Source organism: Bradyrhizobium sp. 186 (assembly GCF_023101685.1).
Classification (GTDB): Bacteria; Pseudomonadota; Alphaproteobacteria; order Rhizobiales; family Xanthobacteraceae; genus Bradyrhizobium.
On the sequence record NZ_CP082164.1, the window covers coordinates 852444 to 869581 of the forward strand.

Sequence of the window (17138 nt, forward strand, 5' to 3'; positions counted from 1 at the left end):
CTGATCCTACGCAGCCTTCTGGGCGCTCTTGGCGCGAATGCCGAGCAAATGGCTGATAGCGAACACGAGATCGGCGCGGTTCATGGTGTAGAAATGGAAGGTGTCGACGCCGTGCTTCGCCAGCTTGTGCACTTGGCCGGCGGCAACGGTCGCCGCGACCAGCTTCCTTGTGTCGGGGTCGTCGTCGAGGCCGTCGAATTTCTCCGCAAGCCAGTTAGGCACGCTGGTGCCGGCGCGGGTGACGAAATTGCGGGCCTGCTTGAAATTGTGCATCGGCATGATGCCCGGCACGATCGGGATATCGATGCCGCGGGCGCGGACGCGATCGAGATAGCGGAAGTAGAGGTCGTTGTCGAAGAAGACCTGCGTGATCGCGCGCGTGGCGCCCGCATCGACCTTGGCCTTCAGCGTGTCGATATCGGCGTCGAAGTCGCGTGCCTCGGGGTGCTTCTCGGGATAGGCCGAGACCGAGACCTCGATATCGGCGTGCCGCTTCTTGATCCCGGCGACGAGCTCGGCCGAGCTCTGATAGCCGTCGGGGTGCGTGGCGTAGGGCGTGCCGATGCCGCCGGGCGGATCGCCGCGCAAGCCGACGATGTGGCGGACGCCGACCTCGTGATAGCGGTCGACGATCTCGTCGATCTCGCCGCGCGAGGCGCCGACGCAGGTCAAATGCGCCGCCGGCAGCAGCGCGGTTTCTTTCAGGATACGCGAGATGGTGGAATGCGTGCGCTCACGGGTCGAGCCGCCGGCGCCATAGGTCACCGAGACGAATTTCGGGTCGAGCGGGGCGAGGCGGTTGATGGTGTCCCAGAGATTCCGCTCCATCTCCTCGGTCTTGGGCGGAAAGAACTCGAAAGAGATCGCAGGCCGCTTCGAAGAGAGATGCCCATTTTGGAGGTGCCCGTCTTGCCCGTCGGCCTGGGCAGGCGTCGTCAACTCGGTCATGGCACCACTCACTCCAGCTTTGGGCGTCCGGCGGTCAGCTACCTCCGGGAGCCTAAGATAGGGCAAAGGCGCCTGGATCGACAGCCCATCAGAGATGGGAAATTGCCCATTATTGGCAATAGAGTGATCAATTGAAGGGCATTCTTCGTGTTCGTGGGATCGTGGAATTTGCAATTTAGTATAATAAAATCAACAAAATAATAGATTTCATGGACGGACTAGGCCGCCATAACGACGTGGGCAGAATGAAGCTCTTGTGAATCTCTTGGCCTTCGTCCCAACGATCTGCTTGCCCTCGCCGCTGATCCGCTCACGGCATGCACACGCCAGCCCTGCGCGGCCAGCCCATTGCCGCGCCGATGCCGTGCATTAGGTTACCCGCCATGCTCCCGCTCTCAGTTCTTGACCTCTCCGTCGTCACCACAGGCACAAAGCCCGCCGCGGCGCTGCGCAACAGCATCGATCTGGCGCGCCATGTCGATGGTCTCGGCTATGTCCGCTACTGGCTCGCCGAGCACCACAATCTGGCTTCCGTCGCCAGCCCGGCCCCCGACGTCATGATTGGGCAGATCGCGGCGGTGACGAAGCACATAAGGGTCGGCTCCGGCGGCGTGATGCTCCCCAACCATGCGCCGCTGGTGGTGGCCGAACGATTCAAGATGCTGGAGGCGCTGTTCCCCGGTCGCATCGATCTGGGCCTCGGCCGCGCCCCCGGCACCGATGGTGCCACGGCGTATGCGCTCAGAAGCCGGCTCGACCGCCGCGAGGGCGACGATTTCCTGGAGCGGCTGCAAGAATTGATTCTGTGGGAGACCCGCGAATTCCCCTCAGGCCACCCTTACAACAACGTCGTCGCGATGCCCGACGACACCAAGCTGCCACCGATCTGGCTGCTCGGCTCCAGCGACTACTCCTCGGAGTTGGCCGCCCAGGTCGGCATGGGCTTCGCCTTCGCCCATCACTTCGCGTCTCATGATGCGATTGATGCGATGGTGCATTATCGCAACCGCTTCCAGCCTTCGGCTTGGAGCGCGAGCCCGCACGCGATCCTTGGAGTCGCGGTGATCACCGCTGACACCGATGACGAAGCCGAAAAGCTCGCCACCTCCTTCGATCTCAACCGCCTGCGCCGCGACCGCGGCCAGTATCTGCCGTTGCCGAGCGTCGAGGAGGCGCTGGCCTATCCTTATACGGACACCGAGCGCACCTCGATCCTCCGCAACCGCTCTCGCCTGTTCGTCGGCAGCCCTGCGACGGTGCAGCAGAAACTTCAGCCGTTGATCAACGCCAGCAAGCCGGATGAATTGATGGTGATCACGGCTGTGTACGATCACGACGCGCGGAAGAGGTCGTATTCGCTGCTGGCGGAGGTGTTCGGGCTGGCGAAGCAGGTGGCCGCGTAACGCCGTCATTCCGGGGCGATGCGAAGCATCGAACCCGGAATCCCGAGGTCGTATGTGGCGGGTTCGCACTTCGTGCGCCCCGGAATGACTCACTCCATCGTCGCGCGGAAGGGGTGCCCCGGATACACGCCAACGATACGGAATTCGCGCGAGAAGAATTTCAGCTCCTCGATCGCGAACGCCAGGCCCTTGTCCTCGGGATGGCCGTCGACGTCGGCATAAAACTGCGTGGCGAAGAAATTGCCGTCGACCATGTAGCTCTCGAGCTTGGTCATGTTGACGCCGTTGGTGGCAAAGCCGCCGAGCGCCTTGTAGAGCGCGGCCGGCAGGTTGCGCACCCGAAATACAAAAGTCGTGACCAGCGGGCCGGAGCCTTGCGCCGCCCATTTCGGCTCTCGCGCCAGCATCACGAAGCGCGTGGTGTTGTGCGCCTCGTCCTCGATGTCCTCGGCAAGGATGTCGAGGCCATAAATCTGCGCGGCCAGGCGCGAGGCGATCGCGGCGACCGTCTTGTCCTTGCGCTCGGAGATGTCGCGGGCGCTGCCGGCGGTGTCGGCGTGCACGATCGGCTTGATACCAAGCTTGCGGATGATGCGCCGGCACTGGCCGAGCGCATGCACATGGCTCTCGACGCTCTTGATGTCGGAAAGCTTCGTTCCCTTCACCGCCATCAGCTGATGCCGGACCGGCAGGAACCATTCACCGACGATGAAGAGGCCGGAGGCCGGCAGCAGGTGATGGATGTCGGCGACACGGCCCGCGACCGAATTCTCGATCGGGATCATGCCGAGATCGGCCTCGCCCGACGAAATCGCCGACAGCGCGTCCTCGAAGGTGGCGCAGGGCATCGGCTCGGCGTCGGGATAAGCCTCGACGATGGCGATGTGGGAATTGGCCCCGGGCTCGCCCTGGAACGCGATTTTCAGCTTGGTCATGGTCGGCCTTGTAACAGCGGCTCAGGATTTGGAAAGTATGCTGCGGGCGGTTTCGAGGTCGGCCGGCGTGTCGACCCCGCGGGGCACGGTATCGACTATGGTGAAGTCGATCCGCATCCCGGCCTCCAGCGCCCGGAGCTGCTCGAGCTTCTCCTGCAATTCGAGCGGCGAGGGCGGCAGCGACACGAACCGCTCCAGCGCCGCGCGGCGGTAGGCGTAGAGGCCGATATGGTGGTAGCGCGGTCCGTCGCCCGTTGGCGCCGTGGCGCGGGTGAAATAGAGCGCGCGCATCCGCTTGCCCCCAAGCGAGGTTCCGACCGCCTTCACGACGCTGGGCGCAAGGTCCTCCTCCTCGGTATGGATTTGCGAGGCCAGCGTGGCGATGTCCACGGCCGCGTCTTCCAGCGGCGGCAGCACGTCACGGATGTTGCCGGTCGTGATCGTCGGGAAATCGCCCTGGAGATTGACCACGATCTCGGCCTTTCCTGCCGGATCGAGCTTCCGCATGGCCTCGTGGATGCGGTCCGAGCCCGAGGGGTGCTCCGGGCGGGTCATCACGGCTTCGCCGCCATGGGCGGTAACGACCGATGCGATCTCCGCCGTATCGGTTGCGACCGCGACCCGGCCGATCCCGGCGGCTTCGGCGCGGCGCATCACGTGCACGATCATCGGGAGCCCCGCGATATCGGCGAGCGGCTTGCCGGGTAGGCGGGTGGCGGCCATGCGGGCCGGGATCAGCACCAGGATGCGGGGATCGGTCATCGGTTCAAGGGCCTGAAAACGGGGCGTTTTCCGCGTCGAGAAATGGGGTGGGGACGAGCTGAAAGCCGGGTCGCTTATACGGGTTGCCAGAGCAGGGGCAAACCGATATCTCAATGTCAAAACTCGGGGGGATGATAGCAATGTTCGATTCTCCCGAGGCTCGTTCTGGCGGCCATTTGGGGCCGCTCGATTCTTCTCGCGGTGTGGGGCCTGGCCGGAAATGGACTCCTTCGAACTCAACAAGATTCTCGGTGCCGTGCTCGGCACTTGCCTCTTCCTCCTGGTGACGAGCTTCACCGCCAACGCGCTGTTCACGCCGAAGCCGCTGGAAAAGCCCGGTTTCGAGATAGCCGTGAAGGAGGACGCCGGCCACGGCAAGGAAGGTGGCGCCGCTGCTGCGCCCTCCGAGCCGATCGAAAAACTGCTCCAGACCGCCTCCGTCGAGAAGGGCGCGGCTGCCGCCAAGAAGTGCGGCGCCTGCCACACCTTCGAGAAGGGCGGCCCGAATCGCGTCGGTCCGAACCTCTTTGGCGTCGTTGGCGACCATGTCGGCGAGGGCCGCGGCGGCTTCAACTTTTCGGCCGCGATGAAGGGCAAGGGCGGCGCCTGGGATTTCGATGCGCTCAACAAGTTCATCGCCAATCCGAAGGGCTACGTCCCGGGCACCGCGATGGGTTTTGCCGGCATCCCGAAGGATAGCGAGCGCGCTGACGTCATCGCCTATCTGAACAGCCTCTCCGACAGCCCGAAACCACTGCCGACGGCGTCGAAGTAAGGCCTCCGGCCATCGATATTGGAATGCGCGGCCAGGCTGAAAATCCTGGCCGTTTCCGTATCCGGGCCTCGCGGCGTCGTTATCGGGGCGTTTCGCCGCAGCGAACCGTCTCCCGGGCTTCCAAGATGAGCAAAAAGCAACATATTCCGTCGAAACCTCGCCTATATTGAGCACTTAAAGGGGTAACCTCCTTCAAGACTGGGATGTTGATTTGGCCATTACCCGACGCGATCTCTTGCTCACCGGCGCCGCTGCCTTGGCGATTCCTGCCCTCGGTTCCGCGGCGGGTGTTCCCGTCATCGGCGCGGCCGAGGCCGCAGGCGAACTGCCGTGGCGCCACGCGCTGTCACTGTTCGGGAACGTCAAATACCCCGCCGGCTTCGAGCGGTTCGATTATGTCAATCCGGAAGCGCCCAAAGGCGGCATCGCGCGCCAGATCGTCACCGGTACCTTCGACAATTTCAACATCGTCGTGGCCGGTGTGAAGGGCACGGTCGCCGGTGCCGTCGCGTTCATCTATGAGTCCCTCCTGACGGCCTCGCTCGACGAAGTCTCGACCGAATACGGTGCGCTGGCCGAGGCCGTAAGTCACCCGGACGATTTCTCCTTCGTCACCTATCGTTTGCGGCCGCAAGCCAAATGGCATGACGGCAAGCCGGTCACCGCGGATGACGTGATCTTCTCGCTCGATTCCTTCAAGAAGCACCACCCGATGTACTCGGCCTACTACAGCCATGTGGTGAAGGCCGAGAAGGTCGGCGAGCGCGAGGTAAAGTTCGTGTTCGACGCGCCGGGCAACCGCGAGCTGCCGCAGATCGTGGGGCAGCTCACCATCCTGCCGAAGCACTGGTGGGAAGGCACCGACGCACAAGGGCGCAAGCGCGACGTCTCCGCCACCACGCTCGAGGTGCCGCTGGGCTCGGGTCCCTACCGGATCAAGGAGTTCGTTGCCGGCCGCACCATCAGTCTCGAGCGCGTGAACGACTATTGGGGACGCGATTTCGCCGCCAATGTCGGCCGCAACAATTTCGACGAGCTGCGTTACGAATATTTCCGGGACGCTACCGTCGCGATCGAGGCGTTCAAGGCCGACCAGGTCGATTGGCGTACCGAGAACAGCGCCAAGAGCTGGGCGACCGCCTACGATTTCCCGGCCGTGGCCGAGAAGCGCGTGATCCTGGAGGAGTTCGCCAACCGCAGTTCGGGCGTCATGCAGGCCTTCGTGCCGAACCTGCGCCGCGCCAAGTTCAAGGATCCCCGCGTGCGCCGCGCGCTGAACTACGCGTTCGACTTCGAGGAAATGAACAAGCAGATCTTTTTCGGCCAGTACAAGCGCATCAGCAGCTATTTCGACGGCATCGATGAACTGATGGCGACCGGTCTGCCGCAGGGCAAGGAGCTGGAAATTCTCGAAACCGTACGCGCGGACGTGCCGCCCGAGGTCTTCACGACGGTTTACACCAACCCGGTCGGAGGCAGCCCGGAAGCGGTACGCGACAATCTGCGCGAGGCGCTACGCTTGCTGAAGGAGGCCGGCTATGAGGTGCGCGATCGCAAGCTGATCGATGTCAAGACCGGGAGCCAGCTCGCCTTCGAACTCTTGAGCGCAGATCCGAGCTTCGAGAGGATCGTGCTGTTCTACAAGCCGTCGCTCGAGCGCCTCGGCATTGCGGTCAGCGTGCGGACGGTCGATCCGACCCAATACGAGAACAGGCTTCGCGACTGGGATTTCGACGTCGTCACCAACTCCTGGGGCGAGTCGCAGTCGCCGGGCAACGAGCAGCGCGAGTTCTGGTCGTCCAAGACGGCCGACATCGCTGGTTCGCGCAATATTACCGGTATCAAGAATCCGGCGATCGACAAGCTGATCGAGCGGGTGATCTATGCCACGGATCGCGACGATCTCGTAGCCGCAACCAAAGCGCTCGACCGTGTGCTGCTGTGGAATCACTACGTCGTGCCGCAGTGGACTTACTCGAAGGTACGCACCGCGCGCTGGGATCGCTTTGGTCGTCCAGCCGAGTTGCCCAAATACGGCCAGTCGGGCTTCCCGTTCATCTGGTGGTATGACGCAGACAAGGCGGCGCGGATCGCAAAGAAGTCGTGAAGGACATTTTTCGCATGGCGCAGCCCTCACGCCGGCACGTGCTCGGTCTCGGCATTGTCGCCCTGAGCGCGTCGTGGCTGCGGGGCTCGCGGGCCTCGGAGATCCCGACCGAAGTCCACGGTATGTCGGCATTCGGCGATCTCAAATACCCCGCCGACTTCCACCATTTCGACTATGTCAATCTCGATGCGCCGAAGGGCGGCACGTTCTCGCTCATTCCGTCGGTGCGCGCCTACAACCAGTCGTACCAGACATTCAACTCGCTCAACGCCTTCATCCTCAAAGGTGATGGCGCGCAGGGCATGGACATGACTTTTGCGCCGCTGATGGTGCGAGCTAATGACGAGCCGGACGGGATGTATGGGCTCGCCGCCAAATCCGTGCAGATATCGCCTGACAAGCTGGTCTATCGCTTCACGATGCGTCCCGAGGCGAAATTCCACGACGGAACCAAGCTCACCGCGCACGACGGGGCGTTTTCGTTGACGGCGCTGAAGACGAAGGGCCATCCGCTGATCATCGTGCAGATGCGTGACATGGTCAGCGCGGAAGCTATCGACGATGCGACACTGATCGTCACCTTTGCCAAGGGGCGGGCCCGTGACGTACCGCTCTATGTCGCGAGCCTGCCGATCTTTTCGAAAGCGTACTATGCGTCTCGAGCCTTCGACGAAACATCCCTGGAAATCCCGCTGGGCTCAGGGCCTTACAAGGTCGGAAATTTCGAGGTCAATCGCTACATCGAATACGAGCGCGTGAAAGACTGGTGGGCCGCCGATCTGCCGGCTTGCCGGGGCAGCTACAATTTCGACATCGTGCGCTACGAGTTCTACCGTGACCGTGATGTTGCGTTCGAAGGCTTCACCGGCAAGAATTATCTCTATCGCGAGGAGTTCACGTCCCGCATCTGGGCGACGCGCTATGATTTTCCTGCGGTGAAGGATGGTCGCGTCAAGATCGAGGTCGTGCCCGACGATACGCCCTCCGGTGCGCAAGGCTGGTTCATCAACACGCGGCGCGAGAAGTTCAGGGATCCGCGCGTGCGCGAGGCCTTGATCGACGCCTTTGACTTCGAATGGACCAACAAGACCATCATGTACGGCGCCTATGCCCGTACGGTGTCGCCCTTCCAGAATTCGGATCTGATGGCGAGCGACGGGCCTCCTTCGTCGGAAGAGCTGAAGCTGCTGGAGCCGTTCCGCGGCCAGGTTCCCGGCGAAGTGTTCGCCGCACCGTTTGCGCCTCCGGTCTCGGACGGGTCCGGGCAAGACCGTGGCCTGTTGCGGAAGGCGCAGCAATTGCTGAACGAGGCCGGAGTGCCCATCAAGGACGGCAAGCGGATGCTGCCGAATGGCGAGGTGTTCAGGATCGAGTTCTTGTTGGACGAGCCCTCCTTCCAGCCGCATCATGGGCCCTACATCAAGAACCTCGCGACGCTCGGCATCGAGGCGAGCGTGCGTCTCGTCGATGCCGTGCAATACAAGGCGCGCCAGGAAGATTTCGACTTTGACATGACGATCCAGCGCTTCAGCATGTCGGCGACTCCCGGCGATGCCATGCGCGCGTTCTTCTCCTCGCAAGTCGCAGCAACCAAGGGCTCATACAATCTCGCGGGCATCGCTAGCCCGGCCATTGATGCCATGATTGAGAAGATCATGGCGGCCGACAACCGCGAAGAATTGACCATCGCCTGCCGTGCCTTCGATCGCCTGTTCCGTGCCGGCCGCTATTGGGTGCCGCAATGGTATAACAAGACGCATCGGCTTGCTTATTGGGATCAATTCAGCCGTCCCCAAAAGCTTCCGCGTTACGCAAACGGCGTCGGTGCTCCGGATATCTGGTGGTATGACCGCGCCAAGGTGGCCAAGTTCGAGCAGGCGAAATAGCCATGAGCGCCTATATCGCCCGCCGCATTCTGCTGATGATCCCGACGCTGCTCGGGATTCTCTTCGTCTCCTTCGTCGTCGTGCAGTTCGCGCCGGGCGGGCCGGTCGAGCGGGTGATCGCGCAGCTCTCCGGCGCCGATACCGGCGGCAGCTCGCGCATTTCGGGCGGCGGCGATTTCGCGCAGCGGGCGCCCGGGCAGCTCGGCGCCGACGGTGATGCCATCAACTCGAAGTATCGCGGCGCGCAGGGCCTCGACCCAGACTTCATCAAGAAGCTCGAGGTGCAGTTCGGTTTCGACAAGCCGGCGCCGGAACGGTTCGCGCTGATGGTCTGGAATTTCTCGCGCTTCGATTTCGGCAAGAGCTATTTCCGCGACGTCAGCGTGATCCAGTTGATCAAGGAGAAGCTGCCGGTCTCGATCTCGCTCGGCATCTGGCTGACGCTGATTACCTATCTGATCTCGATTCCGCTCGGCATCCGCAAGGCGGTGAAGGACGGCACGCGCTTCGACACCTGGACCTCGGCGGCGATCATCGTCGGTTTCGCGATTCCAGGCTTCCTGTTCGCAATTCTCCTGATCATCCTGTTTGCCGGCGGCTCCTTCTTCAACCTGTTCCCGCTACGCGGCCTGACCTCGGACGGCTGGTCGCAATTTCCCTGGTACTGGAAGATCATCGATTATTTCTGGCACCTGGCGCTGCCGCTGATCTCGATGGGTCTGAGCGCCTTCGCGACCATGACGCTGCTCACCAAAAACTCGTTCCTCGACGAGATCCGTAAGCAATATGTCATGACCGCACGCGCCAAGGGCTGCAGCGAGGGACAGGTGCTCTACGGGCACATCTTCCGCAACGCGATGCTGATCGTGATTGCGGGTTTCCCCGGCGCCTTCATCCACGCGTTCTTCTCCGGCTCGCTCCTGATCGAGACCATCTTCTCGCTGGACGGGCTCGGGCTGCTCAGTTTCGAGAGCGTGCTCAACCGCGACTATCCTGTCGTATTCGGCACGCTCTATATCTTTTCGCTCGTCGGCCTCGTGGTCAATCTGATCTCCGATCTGACCTATATGTGGATCGACCCGCGGATCGACTTCGAGGCGCGGGAGGTCTGATGGCTCTGACCGCGCCGACCCCAATCGAGACCACCGCGAAGTCGCCGTTCGGCGAAGCCGTCCCGGTCACGCACAAGCAGTTTGCGCCGTCGCCGCTCAACCGGCGGCGCTGGGAAAACTTCAAGGCGAACCGGCGCGGCTACTGGTCGTTCTGGATCTTCATGGTCCTGTTCGTGCTGTCGCTGTTCGCCGAGCTGATCGCCAACGACCGGCCGTTCCTGATCAAATATGACGGCCATCTCTACTGGCCGGCCTTCGTCACCTATTCGGAGACGACCTTCGGCGGTGACTTCGAGACTGCGGCCGACTACCGCGATCCCTATTTGCAGAAGCTGATCAAGGACAAGAGCGGCAGCATCGTCTGGCCGCTGATCCGTTACTCCTACGACACCCATAATCTCGATTTGCCGACGCCTGCGCCGTCGCCGCCGACCTGGATGCTGACGGAAGCGCAGTGCAAACCTGTCGTCGAGAAGAAGGGCCTGAAGAGCTGCCGCGACCTCGAATACAACTGGCTCGGCACCGATGACCAGGGCCGTGACGTGGTGGCGCGGCTGATCTATGGCTTCCGCATCTCGGTGCTGTTCGGCCTCTGCCTTACTATCGTGTCCTCGATCGTCGGCGTCGCCGCCGGCGGTATTCAGGGCTATTTCGGCGGCTGGATCGATCTCGGGTTCCAACGTTTCATCGAGATCTGGACCGCGATCCCTTCGCTCTATCTGCTTCTGATCCTGTCGTCGGTGCTGGTCCCCGGCTTCTTCGTGCTGCTCGGGATATTGCTGCTGTTCTCATGGGTGTCGCTGGTCGGTCTCGTGCGCGCGGAATTCCTGCGCGGGCGCAATTTCGAATACATCCAGGCCGCGCGAGCGCTCGGCGTGTCGAACGCAGTGATCATGTTCCGGCATCTCTTGCCGAACGCGATGGTGGCGACCATGACGTTCCTGCCGTTCATCGTCTCCAGTTCGGTGATGACGCTGACGGCGCTGGATTTCCTCGGCTTCGGCCTGCCGCCCGGCTCGCCTTCGCTCGGCGAACTGCTGTCGCAGGGCAAATCCAACGTGCAGGCGCCGTGGCTCGGCTTCGCCGGCTTCTTCTCCGTCGCGATCATGCTGTCGCTGCTGATCTTTATCGGCGAAGCCGTGCGCGACGCCTTCGATCCGCGCAAGACGTTCAGGTAGAACATGGACGCGATCAACCAGCCCCTGCTCAGCGTGCGCGACCTTTCGGTGGCCTTCCACCAGGGCGGCGAGACCACGCTTGCGGTCGACAAGGTCTCGTTCCAGATCAAGCGCGGCGAGTGCGTGGCACTGGTCGGTGAATCCGGATCCGGAAAATCGGTCAGCGCGCTCTCGATCCTGAAGCTGCTGCCCTATCCGAACGCCTCGCATCCTTCGGGCAGCATCCGCTTCAAGGGACAGGAGCTGCTGGACCAGTCGGAGCGGCAGATGCGCGAGATTCGCGGCAGCGATATCTCGATCATCTTCCAGGAGCCGATGACCTCGCTCAATCCGTTGCACACGATCGAGGCGCAGATCGGCGAGATCATCCAGCTGCACAATCCGACGAGCAATGCAGAGGCGCGCAGGCGGACGCTGGAATTGCTGACGCAGGTCGGAATCCCCGAGCCCGAAACGCGGCTCAAGAGCTATCCTCACCAGCTCTCCGGCGGCCAGCGCCAGCGCATGATGATCGCGATGGCGCTCGCCAACGAGCCTGATCTGCTGATCGCGGACGAGCCGACGACCGCGCTCGACGTCACCGTGCAAGCGCAGATTCTGGCGCTGCTCGCTGAGATCCGCGCGCGGCTCGGCATGAGTCTTCTTTTCATTACCCACGACCTCGGCATCGTACGCCGCATCGCAGACACCGTCTGTGTCATGAAAGGCGGCGAGATCGTCGAGCAGGGGCCGGTCGAGCAGGTCTTCACGAGCCCGAAGCATCCCTATACGCGCGATCTGCTGGCCGCAGAGCCGAAGCCTGATCCGGCGCCGCCGCAGCCAAATGCACCGGTGGTGATGTCGGCCAATGATCTCAAAGTCTGGTTTCCGATCAAGCGCGGGCTGATGCGCAAGACGATTGGTCACATCAAGGCGGTCGACGGCGTCAGCGTCGCTGTGCGCAAGGGTGAGACGCTCGGTATCGTCGGCGAGTCCGGGTCCGGCAAGACCACGCTGGGGCTGGCGCTGCTGCGGCTGATTTCCTCGAACGGGCGTATCGTGTTCCTGGGTAAGGACGTCCAGGGCCTGCGCTTCAAGGAGATGCGCCCCTTCCGGCGCGATATGCAGATCGTGTTCCAGGATCCGTTCGGCTCGCTCAGTCCGCGCATGTCGGTCGCCGACATCGTCGGCGAAGGCCTCTCCGTGCATCAGCCAAAGCTATCGCGCGAAGAGCGCGAGGCGCGCGTCGTCAAGGCGCTCGAGGATGTCGGGCTGAAGTCGGACACCCGCTACCGCTATCCGCACGAGTTCTCCGGCGGCCAGCGCCAGCGCATCAGTATTGCGCGCGCGGTGGTGCTGGAGCCGGATTTTGTCGTGCTGGACGAGCCAACCAGCGCGCTCGACATGCTGATCCAGGCACAGATGGTCGACCTGTTGCGCGAGCTTCAGCGCAGGCGCGACCTGACCTACATGTTCATCTCGCATGATCTGCGCGTCGTCGCCTCGCTTGCAAGCCATCTGATCGTGATGCGCGGCGGCAAGGTGGTCGAGGAAGGGCAGGCGGCCGAGCTCTTCAAGAATCCGAAGACGGATTACACGCGCGCGCTGTTCGCGGCGGCGTTCCGGCTTGAAACGGCGGGGAACGGGTCGGCGGCGACGTAGTCTCGGTCAGAGCCGCTTGATCGCAGCGATCTCGCTGCCGGCCTGCTTGATACGCGCGATTGCCGGCTCGGTCGGCTCGATCATGGTTGCCATGTGATACGCATTGGCGTGAACCATAGTGCCGCCGTCGCGCACGATGGCGACGTGCCCCTTCCAGAAGATCAGATCGCCCCGTTGCAGCTTGCCCGTCTCGTGCGGCTCCAACGCGCGGCCAAGGCCCGCCTGCTGCATGTCGCTGTCGCGCGGGCAGCCGATGCCTGCGGCGATCAGCGAGACCTGCACCAGGCCGGAGCAATCGATGCCAAAACTGCTCTTGCCGCCCCAGAGATAGGGCGTTCCGACGAAGCGCTCGGCGACCGCGACAAAATCCGACTCGCGATGATCGGGCGGTGCAAGATGCACCTTGGGCAGATACTTTCCGTCGGCAGTCACGGCAAAACTAGCGTCCTCGCGCGCCACCGCGAGCTGGGACCCCAGCACCAGCGTGTCGGTCGGCGGCAGCTTGATCGAGGGGCCGGGAAACGCAAACGTCTGGAGCGCGATCACCTTGTGCGTCGGCGCGGCCATCGGCTTCATTAGCGCTGCATCAGGAAGCCAGCCGACATAGCCGTCGCTGGCAAGCTGGCCCCAGGCCCAGCCTTCGCCGTTGTGGTCGTAGATCGTCACGCGCTCGCCGCGTAGCGCCTGCGTCATCAGCGTCGCGTTCGAGGACGGCTGCTCCCGCACTGCCGTGATCGGCTCGACCACCTCGTATTCCTCGCCGGTGACGAAGCGATCCGCTTGTACCTTGCCCTCGAGATATTTCGCGGCGAGGTCGCCCCGCGCCGGCGTCAGCCGCGGATCATGCATAGCGCTCGCTCAGCAATGTGTAGAGCGCGCGGGCGGCCTGGCACTCGCCGCCCTCGGGCCGCGCCGGCTTTGCCGACGGGGTCCAGCCATAGATATCGACATGCAGCCAGCTCCTGGCCTGCTCGACGAAGCGCTGCAAGAACAGCGCGCAGGTGATCGAGCCCGCAAACCCGCCAGAGGGTGCATTGGTGATGGTGGCCGTCTTGGAGTCCAGCCACGCATCGTAGGCCGGCCACAGCGGCATGCGCCACAACGGATCGTTCTCCTTCGCCGCGCAGCGCGCGACGTCAGCGGCAAGCGTCTCATCATTGGTGTAAAAGGGCGGTAAATCCGGCCCCAAAGCGACGCGCGCCGCGCCCGTCAGCGTGCCAAGGTCGATCAGAAGGTCGGGCTTCTCCTCGTCGGCCAGCGCCAGCGCGTCGGCAAGCACCAGCCGCCCTTCCGCGTCGGTGTTGCCGATCTCGACCGTGATGCCTTTGCGCGAAGGGAAGATGTCGAGCGGACGGAAGGCATTGCCGGAGACTGCATTTTCCACCGCCGGAATCAGCACACGCAGCCGCACCTTCAGCTTCGCACCCATCACCATGCGGGCGAGCGCCAGCACGTTGGCGGCACCGCCCATGTCCTTCTTCATGATCAGCATGCCGCTGGACGGCTTCAGGTCGAGCCCGCCGGTGTCGAAGCAGACGCCCTTGCCGACCAGAGTGACTTTGGGATGGGAGGGATCGCCCCAGCTGATGTCGATCAGCCGAGGCGCGCGGTCCGAGGCCATGCCGACCGCATGGATCAGCGGGAAATTCCCAGCCTTCAAATCCTCGCCGATGATGCAGGCAAAGCGTGCACCGAATTCGCCGGCGAGCGCCTGCGCTGTTGCGGCCAGCTCCTCCGGGCCCATGTCGTTGGCCGGTGTGTTGATGAGGTCGCGCGCCAGCATTGCGGCATCAGCGATGCGGTTGATCTCGGCCGCGTCGACGCCGTCGGGCGGCACCAGCCGGACCTCGGGGCGGTCTGCCTTGCGGTAGCGGGCGAAGCGGTAGCTGCCGAGCGCAAAGGCGAGCGCCGCCAGTCGTGCATCGTGCGGTGCATTGGCAAAGCGATAGGTACCCGGCGGCAACAGGCCCGGCAAGGCGCCCGGCCTGAACAGGTCGCGCGATCTGGCGCCGTCGTCCTCGATGCCGAACAAGATCTGTGCGATCGCGCCGTCGGGCGCAGGCAGTGCGAGGTAGCCGCCGGGCTTGGCGGCAAAGGCGCTGGCCGTGGCGAACTGGCGTTGCGCCGGCGGTAGCCCCTCGCGGATCGCGTCCCAGCTCGACTTGGTGACGAAGGTGATCGGGATGGCGGCGGAAGACGTCTCGAAGACGGAAGGCATCGGAAGGTCCGGATCTGAGATCAACAGGTCATTCGGTCGGAGGAGACTTCGCAGAGTTTTGCCGCGCCTGCAATCGGCTTCGCGGTCATTGTTCAGCGAGGCGCTACTCGCAGCAGAAGTGCCGTGCTAGGTTCCGGACGACGGTCGCCAAGGGCGCGGAGAACGCCGGCGACCGAAGACCAAGCGTGCCGGGAGGAAGTGCAATGGACGTTGTGTGGAGCGTGGTCACATTCATCGGCGAGGCCCTCGAGGCGGTTTTTGGCTATGTCGAGCATCACCACTGGATCTTTGCTTTCCTTGCCGGCGGCTACGTCTTCTATCTTCACGACCGTTCGGTCCATGCGCGGTTCAATGCGCTCGACAGGCGCATCGACGAAATCCGCAAGCGCCTTGCCATCGAATATTGATTGGATCGGCGAAACCATCGTCGCACGTGTCTCGTATTCATGTTGAGAACTGCCGTTCACGAAAGCGGTCAGAGAGGGCTTTACTAGCGCTGTGGTTGTAGAATTATCGATGAATATTTTAGATTGTGCCGTGCGGTTCTGCACGCATCGAGCGCTTGGTTGAACCGGCCTGAACCTGTTCGTCGAAGGCATTTCTCTCATCGTTTGGCGGCGCAGCATTCGCAATGAGCGGCGCAAAATGGATAGATCGTTTGTCATTGCGCATATTTCCGACCTGCATCTGGACGGGTCAGGCCGGCTGCTTGCGACGATCGAAGCGCTCAGAGCCGCTCTCGGCGAGAGGATGGCCGACTTCGCGGACATTCCCGATCGCGTTCTGCTGATCACAGGCGATCTCGTGCACGACCCGACGCCGCGCGCGCTCGACGAAGCGCTCGCCGTCATCGCATCCTTCCGGCAGACCGGGCTGTTCACCGACATCCAGGCGATCGCCGGCAACCATGACGTCAAGCCGCCGAGCCAGCGCGCCGGCCGCCACGACGCCTACGATTATTTGCATCTGCCGCGAACCTCGAAGAGCGTCTATTACCGCCAGGCTGGCCTTGAACTGGTGCTATTGGATTCCAACCGCGCAAGTCTCACGACGCTCGCGAGTGGCAATATCGATCAGAGTGCTTACAGCGCGATGGTCGCGGATTCCGCCCGGCTGAGCGTCGAGCTCGCGGGCAGCATTGGATCGGCCGGACGCGCCGATTATGCCGAGCCGGTGGAAAACCTGGTGCGCGTGCTGGCGCTGCACCATCATCCGCTTCCGCAGGCGACCGGCGAAGGAAAGCGGTTTCTCGGCGCCCCTGACGAGCCGCTGATGTATCTCGCCGCGCCTGCGACCTTTCTCGAAGCGGCCACCTCGCTCAACGTCAATCTGGTCCTGCACGGCCACCGGCATGTCGAGGGACTGACCCGCTATTCGATCCCCGACCCGCGCGCGACCGTCAGCGAAGGCGGTGAGGATTACTGGCGTACGATCTACGTGCTCTCCTGTCCGTCCTCGACCGGGCAGGCCGGCGACGATGCGGGCTTCAACATCATCCATTTCGGCTCAACGTCCGAGGCCAGCCGTCCCGAGTACCGGTTCGCAATCGCCCGGTATTCGCGGCCGCGCAACGGCGGTGCATTCGGACCGCTCGACTCGAACCTGCCGGACGGCGTCATCAGGCTTCCGGCAGGGCGGGATTTTTCCCGCGATCCCGCCTTCCAATCGGCGATCGAGATTGGCTCATGCGCAACGCTGAAGCGCGATCAGATCGTGGCGTTGGCTCGCCTGCTGTTGATGCGCCGCGCCTTCTACGCTGACTGCAAGCAGAGCTGGGCGAACACGCTCCACACCTGTCTGGTCAGCTCGCAAGCCTGGGAGGCTATCGACGGCAAGTTCGCGAGGTCGGGGCAGGCGCATGACGTCGAGGTGGTGGCCGCGGTAAGGCTGCTGCTGAGCCGATTGACCGAGCAATCCGCAGACGTACTCGGCATCAATCGCCTCGCGCTCGGCGAACTCCGTGCGAAGCGCCTGGTCAATCGTTTGGACCTTATGCGCGAATTGCCGAGGATGCCGCGCGCGGGCATCGATGTTGAGGGACAGATGCAGCAGAGATTGCAATTGCTGCGGGACCTGAATGATCGGGTGAAGGTGCTCGGCCTGGACCTCGGCCTCGGCGGCGAGATGCCGCCGCAAACGCCTCCGTGAAGTCGAGGGCGCCGGGTGTTAACCG

Annotated in this window: 14 protein-coding genes; 9 read left to right on the forward strand and 5 right to left on the reverse strand. The window is 63.2% G+C overall.

Going from position 1 to position 17138, the window contains the following annotated elements; translation table 11 throughout:
• Window positions 1-6: 6 nt before the first annotated feature.
• The gene (metF, locus tag IVB18_RS03840; protein WP_247988014.1) at window positions 7-948 is read right to left on the reverse strand and encodes a methylenetetrahydrofolate reductase [NAD(P)H]; all 942 of its coding nucleotides are present in this window, start codon (window positions 946-948) and stop codon (window positions 7-9) included.
• 383 nt (window positions 949-1331) lie between these two features.
• Here metF and IVB18_RS03845 point away from each other — a divergent pair, with 383 nt between their 5' ends.
• Complete coding sequence (locus tag IVB18_RS03845; RefSeq protein ID WP_247988015.1) at window positions 1332-2351, forward strand: LLM class flavin-dependent oxidoreductase; 1020 nt, start codon at window positions 1332-1334, stop codon at window positions 2349-2351.
• A gap of 89 nt (window positions 2352-2440) precedes the next feature.
• Here IVB18_RS03845 and IVB18_RS03850 read toward each other — a convergent pair whose 3' ends face one another.
• Together IVB18_RS03850 and IVB18_RS03855 are read right to left on the reverse strand one after the other, a co-directional pair.
• Window positions 2441-3286 carry a prephenate dehydratase gene (locus IVB18_RS03850; protein ID WP_247988016.1) on the reverse strand — a complete coding sequence of 282 codons (846 nt, stop codon included), beginning with the start codon at window positions 3284-3286 and terminating at the stop codon, window positions 2441-2443.
• A gap of 21 nt (window positions 3287-3307) precedes the next feature.
• Window positions 3308-4048 carry a 3-deoxy-manno-octulosonate cytidylyltransferase gene (locus tag IVB18_RS03855; RefSeq protein ID WP_247988017.1) on the reverse strand — a complete coding sequence of 247 codons (741 nt, stop codon included), beginning with the start codon at window positions 4046-4048 and terminating at the stop codon, window positions 3308-3310.
• Window positions 4049-4268: 220 nt separating this feature from the next.
• On the opposite strand from IVB18_RS03855, the gene IVB18_RS03860 reads away from it, so the two are divergent.
• The 6 genes from IVB18_RS03860 to IVB18_RS03885 all read left to right on the forward strand — a co-directional run bounded on the left by IVB18_RS03860 (window position 4269) and on the right by IVB18_RS03885 (window position 12747).
• The gene (locus IVB18_RS03860) at window positions 4269-4823 is read left to right on the forward strand and encodes a cytochrome c family protein (protein WP_247988018.1); all 555 of its coding nucleotides are present in this window, start codon (window positions 4269-4271) and stop codon (window positions 4821-4823) included.
• A gap of 211 nt (window positions 4824-5034) precedes the next feature.
• Window positions 5035-6930, forward strand: a complete 1896-nt coding sequence (locus IVB18_RS03865) for an extracellular solute-binding protein (RefSeq protein ID WP_247988019.1) — start codon at window positions 5035-5037, stop codon at window positions 6928-6930.
• 14 nt (window positions 6931-6944) lie between these two features.
• Window positions 6945-8816, forward strand: coding sequence for an extracellular solute-binding protein (locus IVB18_RS03870; protein ID WP_247988020.1), 1872 nt, complete (start codon window positions 6945-6947; stop codon window positions 8814-8816).
• A 2-nt stretch (window positions 8817-8818) separates the two neighbouring features.
• Complete coding sequence (locus IVB18_RS03875) at window positions 8819-9928, forward strand: microcin C ABC transporter permease YejB (RefSeq protein WP_247988021.1); 1110 nt, start codon at window positions 8819-8821, stop codon at window positions 9926-9928.
• Entirely contained in the window at window positions 9928-11106 is a 1179-nt protein-coding gene (locus IVB18_RS03880; RefSeq protein ID WP_247988022.1) for an ABC transporter permease, read from the forward strand. Before IVB18_RS03875 ends, IVB18_RS03880 begins: the two co-directional genes overlap by 1 nt.
• A gap of 3 nt (window positions 11107-11109) precedes the next feature.
• Entirely contained in the window at window positions 11110-12747 is a 1638-nt protein-coding gene (locus IVB18_RS03885) for an ABC transporter ATP-binding protein (protein ID WP_247988023.1), read from the forward strand.
• Between the two features lie 6 nt (window positions 12748-12753).
• On the opposite strand, the gene IVB18_RS03890 is transcribed toward IVB18_RS03885, so the two are convergent.
• Together IVB18_RS03890 and IVB18_RS03895 are read right to left on the reverse strand one after the other, a co-directional pair.
• Window positions 12754-13596 (reverse strand): C40 family peptidase, encoded by an 843-nt coding sequence (locus tag IVB18_RS03890; protein WP_247988024.1) that lies wholly within the window; start codon window positions 13594-13596, stop codon window positions 12754-12756.
• Window positions 13589-14965 carry a leucyl aminopeptidase family protein gene (locus IVB18_RS03895; RefSeq protein WP_247988025.1) on the reverse strand — a complete coding sequence of 459 codons (1377 nt, stop codon included), beginning with the start codon at window positions 14963-14965 and terminating at the stop codon, window positions 13589-13591. The genes IVB18_RS03890 and IVB18_RS03895 overlap by 8 nt, the downstream gene beginning before the upstream one ends.
• A gap of 203 nt (window positions 14966-15168) precedes the next feature.
• Here IVB18_RS03895 and IVB18_RS03900 point away from each other — a divergent pair, with 203 nt between their 5' ends.
• Both IVB18_RS03900 and IVB18_RS03905 read left to right on the forward strand, forming a co-directional pair.
• On the forward strand, window positions 15169-15372 hold the full coding sequence (locus tag IVB18_RS03900) for a hypothetical protein (protein WP_247988026.1): 204 nt from the start codon (window positions 15169-15171) through the stop codon (window positions 15370-15372).
• Window positions 15373-15610: 238 nt separating this feature from the next.
• Window positions 15611-17113, forward strand: coding sequence for a metallophosphoesterase (locus tag IVB18_RS03905; protein WP_247988027.1), 1503 nt, complete (start codon window positions 15611-15613; stop codon window positions 17111-17113).
• Window positions 17114-17138: the final 25 nt, after the last annotated feature.

What these genes read in the sequence shown, in the direction of transcription:
- metF (WP_247988014.1), bottom strand. Translation starts at nt 948, where the DNA reads ATGACCGAGTTGACGACGCCTGCCCAGGCCGACGGGCAAGACGGGCAC.
- IVB18_RS03845 (WP_247988015.1), top strand. Translation starts at nt 1,332, where the DNA reads ATGCTCCCGCTCTCAGTTCTTGACCTCTCCGTCGTCACCACAGGCACA.
- IVB18_RS03850 (WP_247988016.1), bottom strand. Translation starts at nt 3,286, where the DNA reads ATGACCAAGCTGAAAATCGCGTTCCAGGGCGAGCCCGGGGCCAATTCC.
- IVB18_RS03855 (WP_247988017.1), bottom strand. Translation starts at nt 4,048, where the DNA reads ATGACCGATCCCCGCATCCTGGTGCTGATCCCGGCCCGCATGGCCGCC.
- IVB18_RS03860 (WP_247988018.1), top strand. Translation starts at nt 4,269, where the DNA reads ATGGACTCCTTCGAACTCAACAAGATTCTCGGTGCCGTGCTCGGCACT.
- IVB18_RS03870 (WP_247988020.1), top strand. Translation starts at nt 6,945, where the DNA reads ATGGCGCAGCCCTCACGCCGGCACGTGCTCGGTCTCGGCATTGTCGCC.
- IVB18_RS03875 (WP_247988021.1), top strand. Translation starts at nt 8,819, where the DNA reads ATGAGCGCCTATATCGCCCGCCGCATTCTGCTGATGATCCCGACGCTG.
- IVB18_RS03880 (WP_247988022.1), top strand. Translation starts at nt 9,928, where the DNA reads ATGGCTCTGACCGCGCCGACCCCAATCGAGACCACCGCGAAGTCGCCG.
- IVB18_RS03885 (WP_247988023.1), top strand. Translation starts at nt 11,110, where the DNA reads ATGGACGCGATCAACCAGCCCCTGCTCAGCGTGCGCGACCTTTCGGTG.
- IVB18_RS03890 (WP_247988024.1), bottom strand. Translation starts at nt 13,596, where the DNA reads ATGCATGATCCGCGGCTGACGCCGGCGCGGGGCGACCTCGCCGCGAAA.
- IVB18_RS03895 (WP_247988025.1), bottom strand. Translation starts at nt 14,965, where the DNA reads ATGCCTTCCGTCTTCGAGACGTCTTCCGCCGCCATCCCGATCACCTTC.
- IVB18_RS03900 (WP_247988026.1), top strand. Translation starts at nt 15,169, where the DNA reads ATGGACGTTGTGTGGAGCGTGGTCACATTCATCGGCGAGGCCCTCGAG.
- IVB18_RS03905 (WP_247988027.1), top strand. Translation starts at nt 15,611, where the DNA reads ATGGATAGATCGTTTGTCATTGCGCATATTTCCGACCTGCATCTGGAC.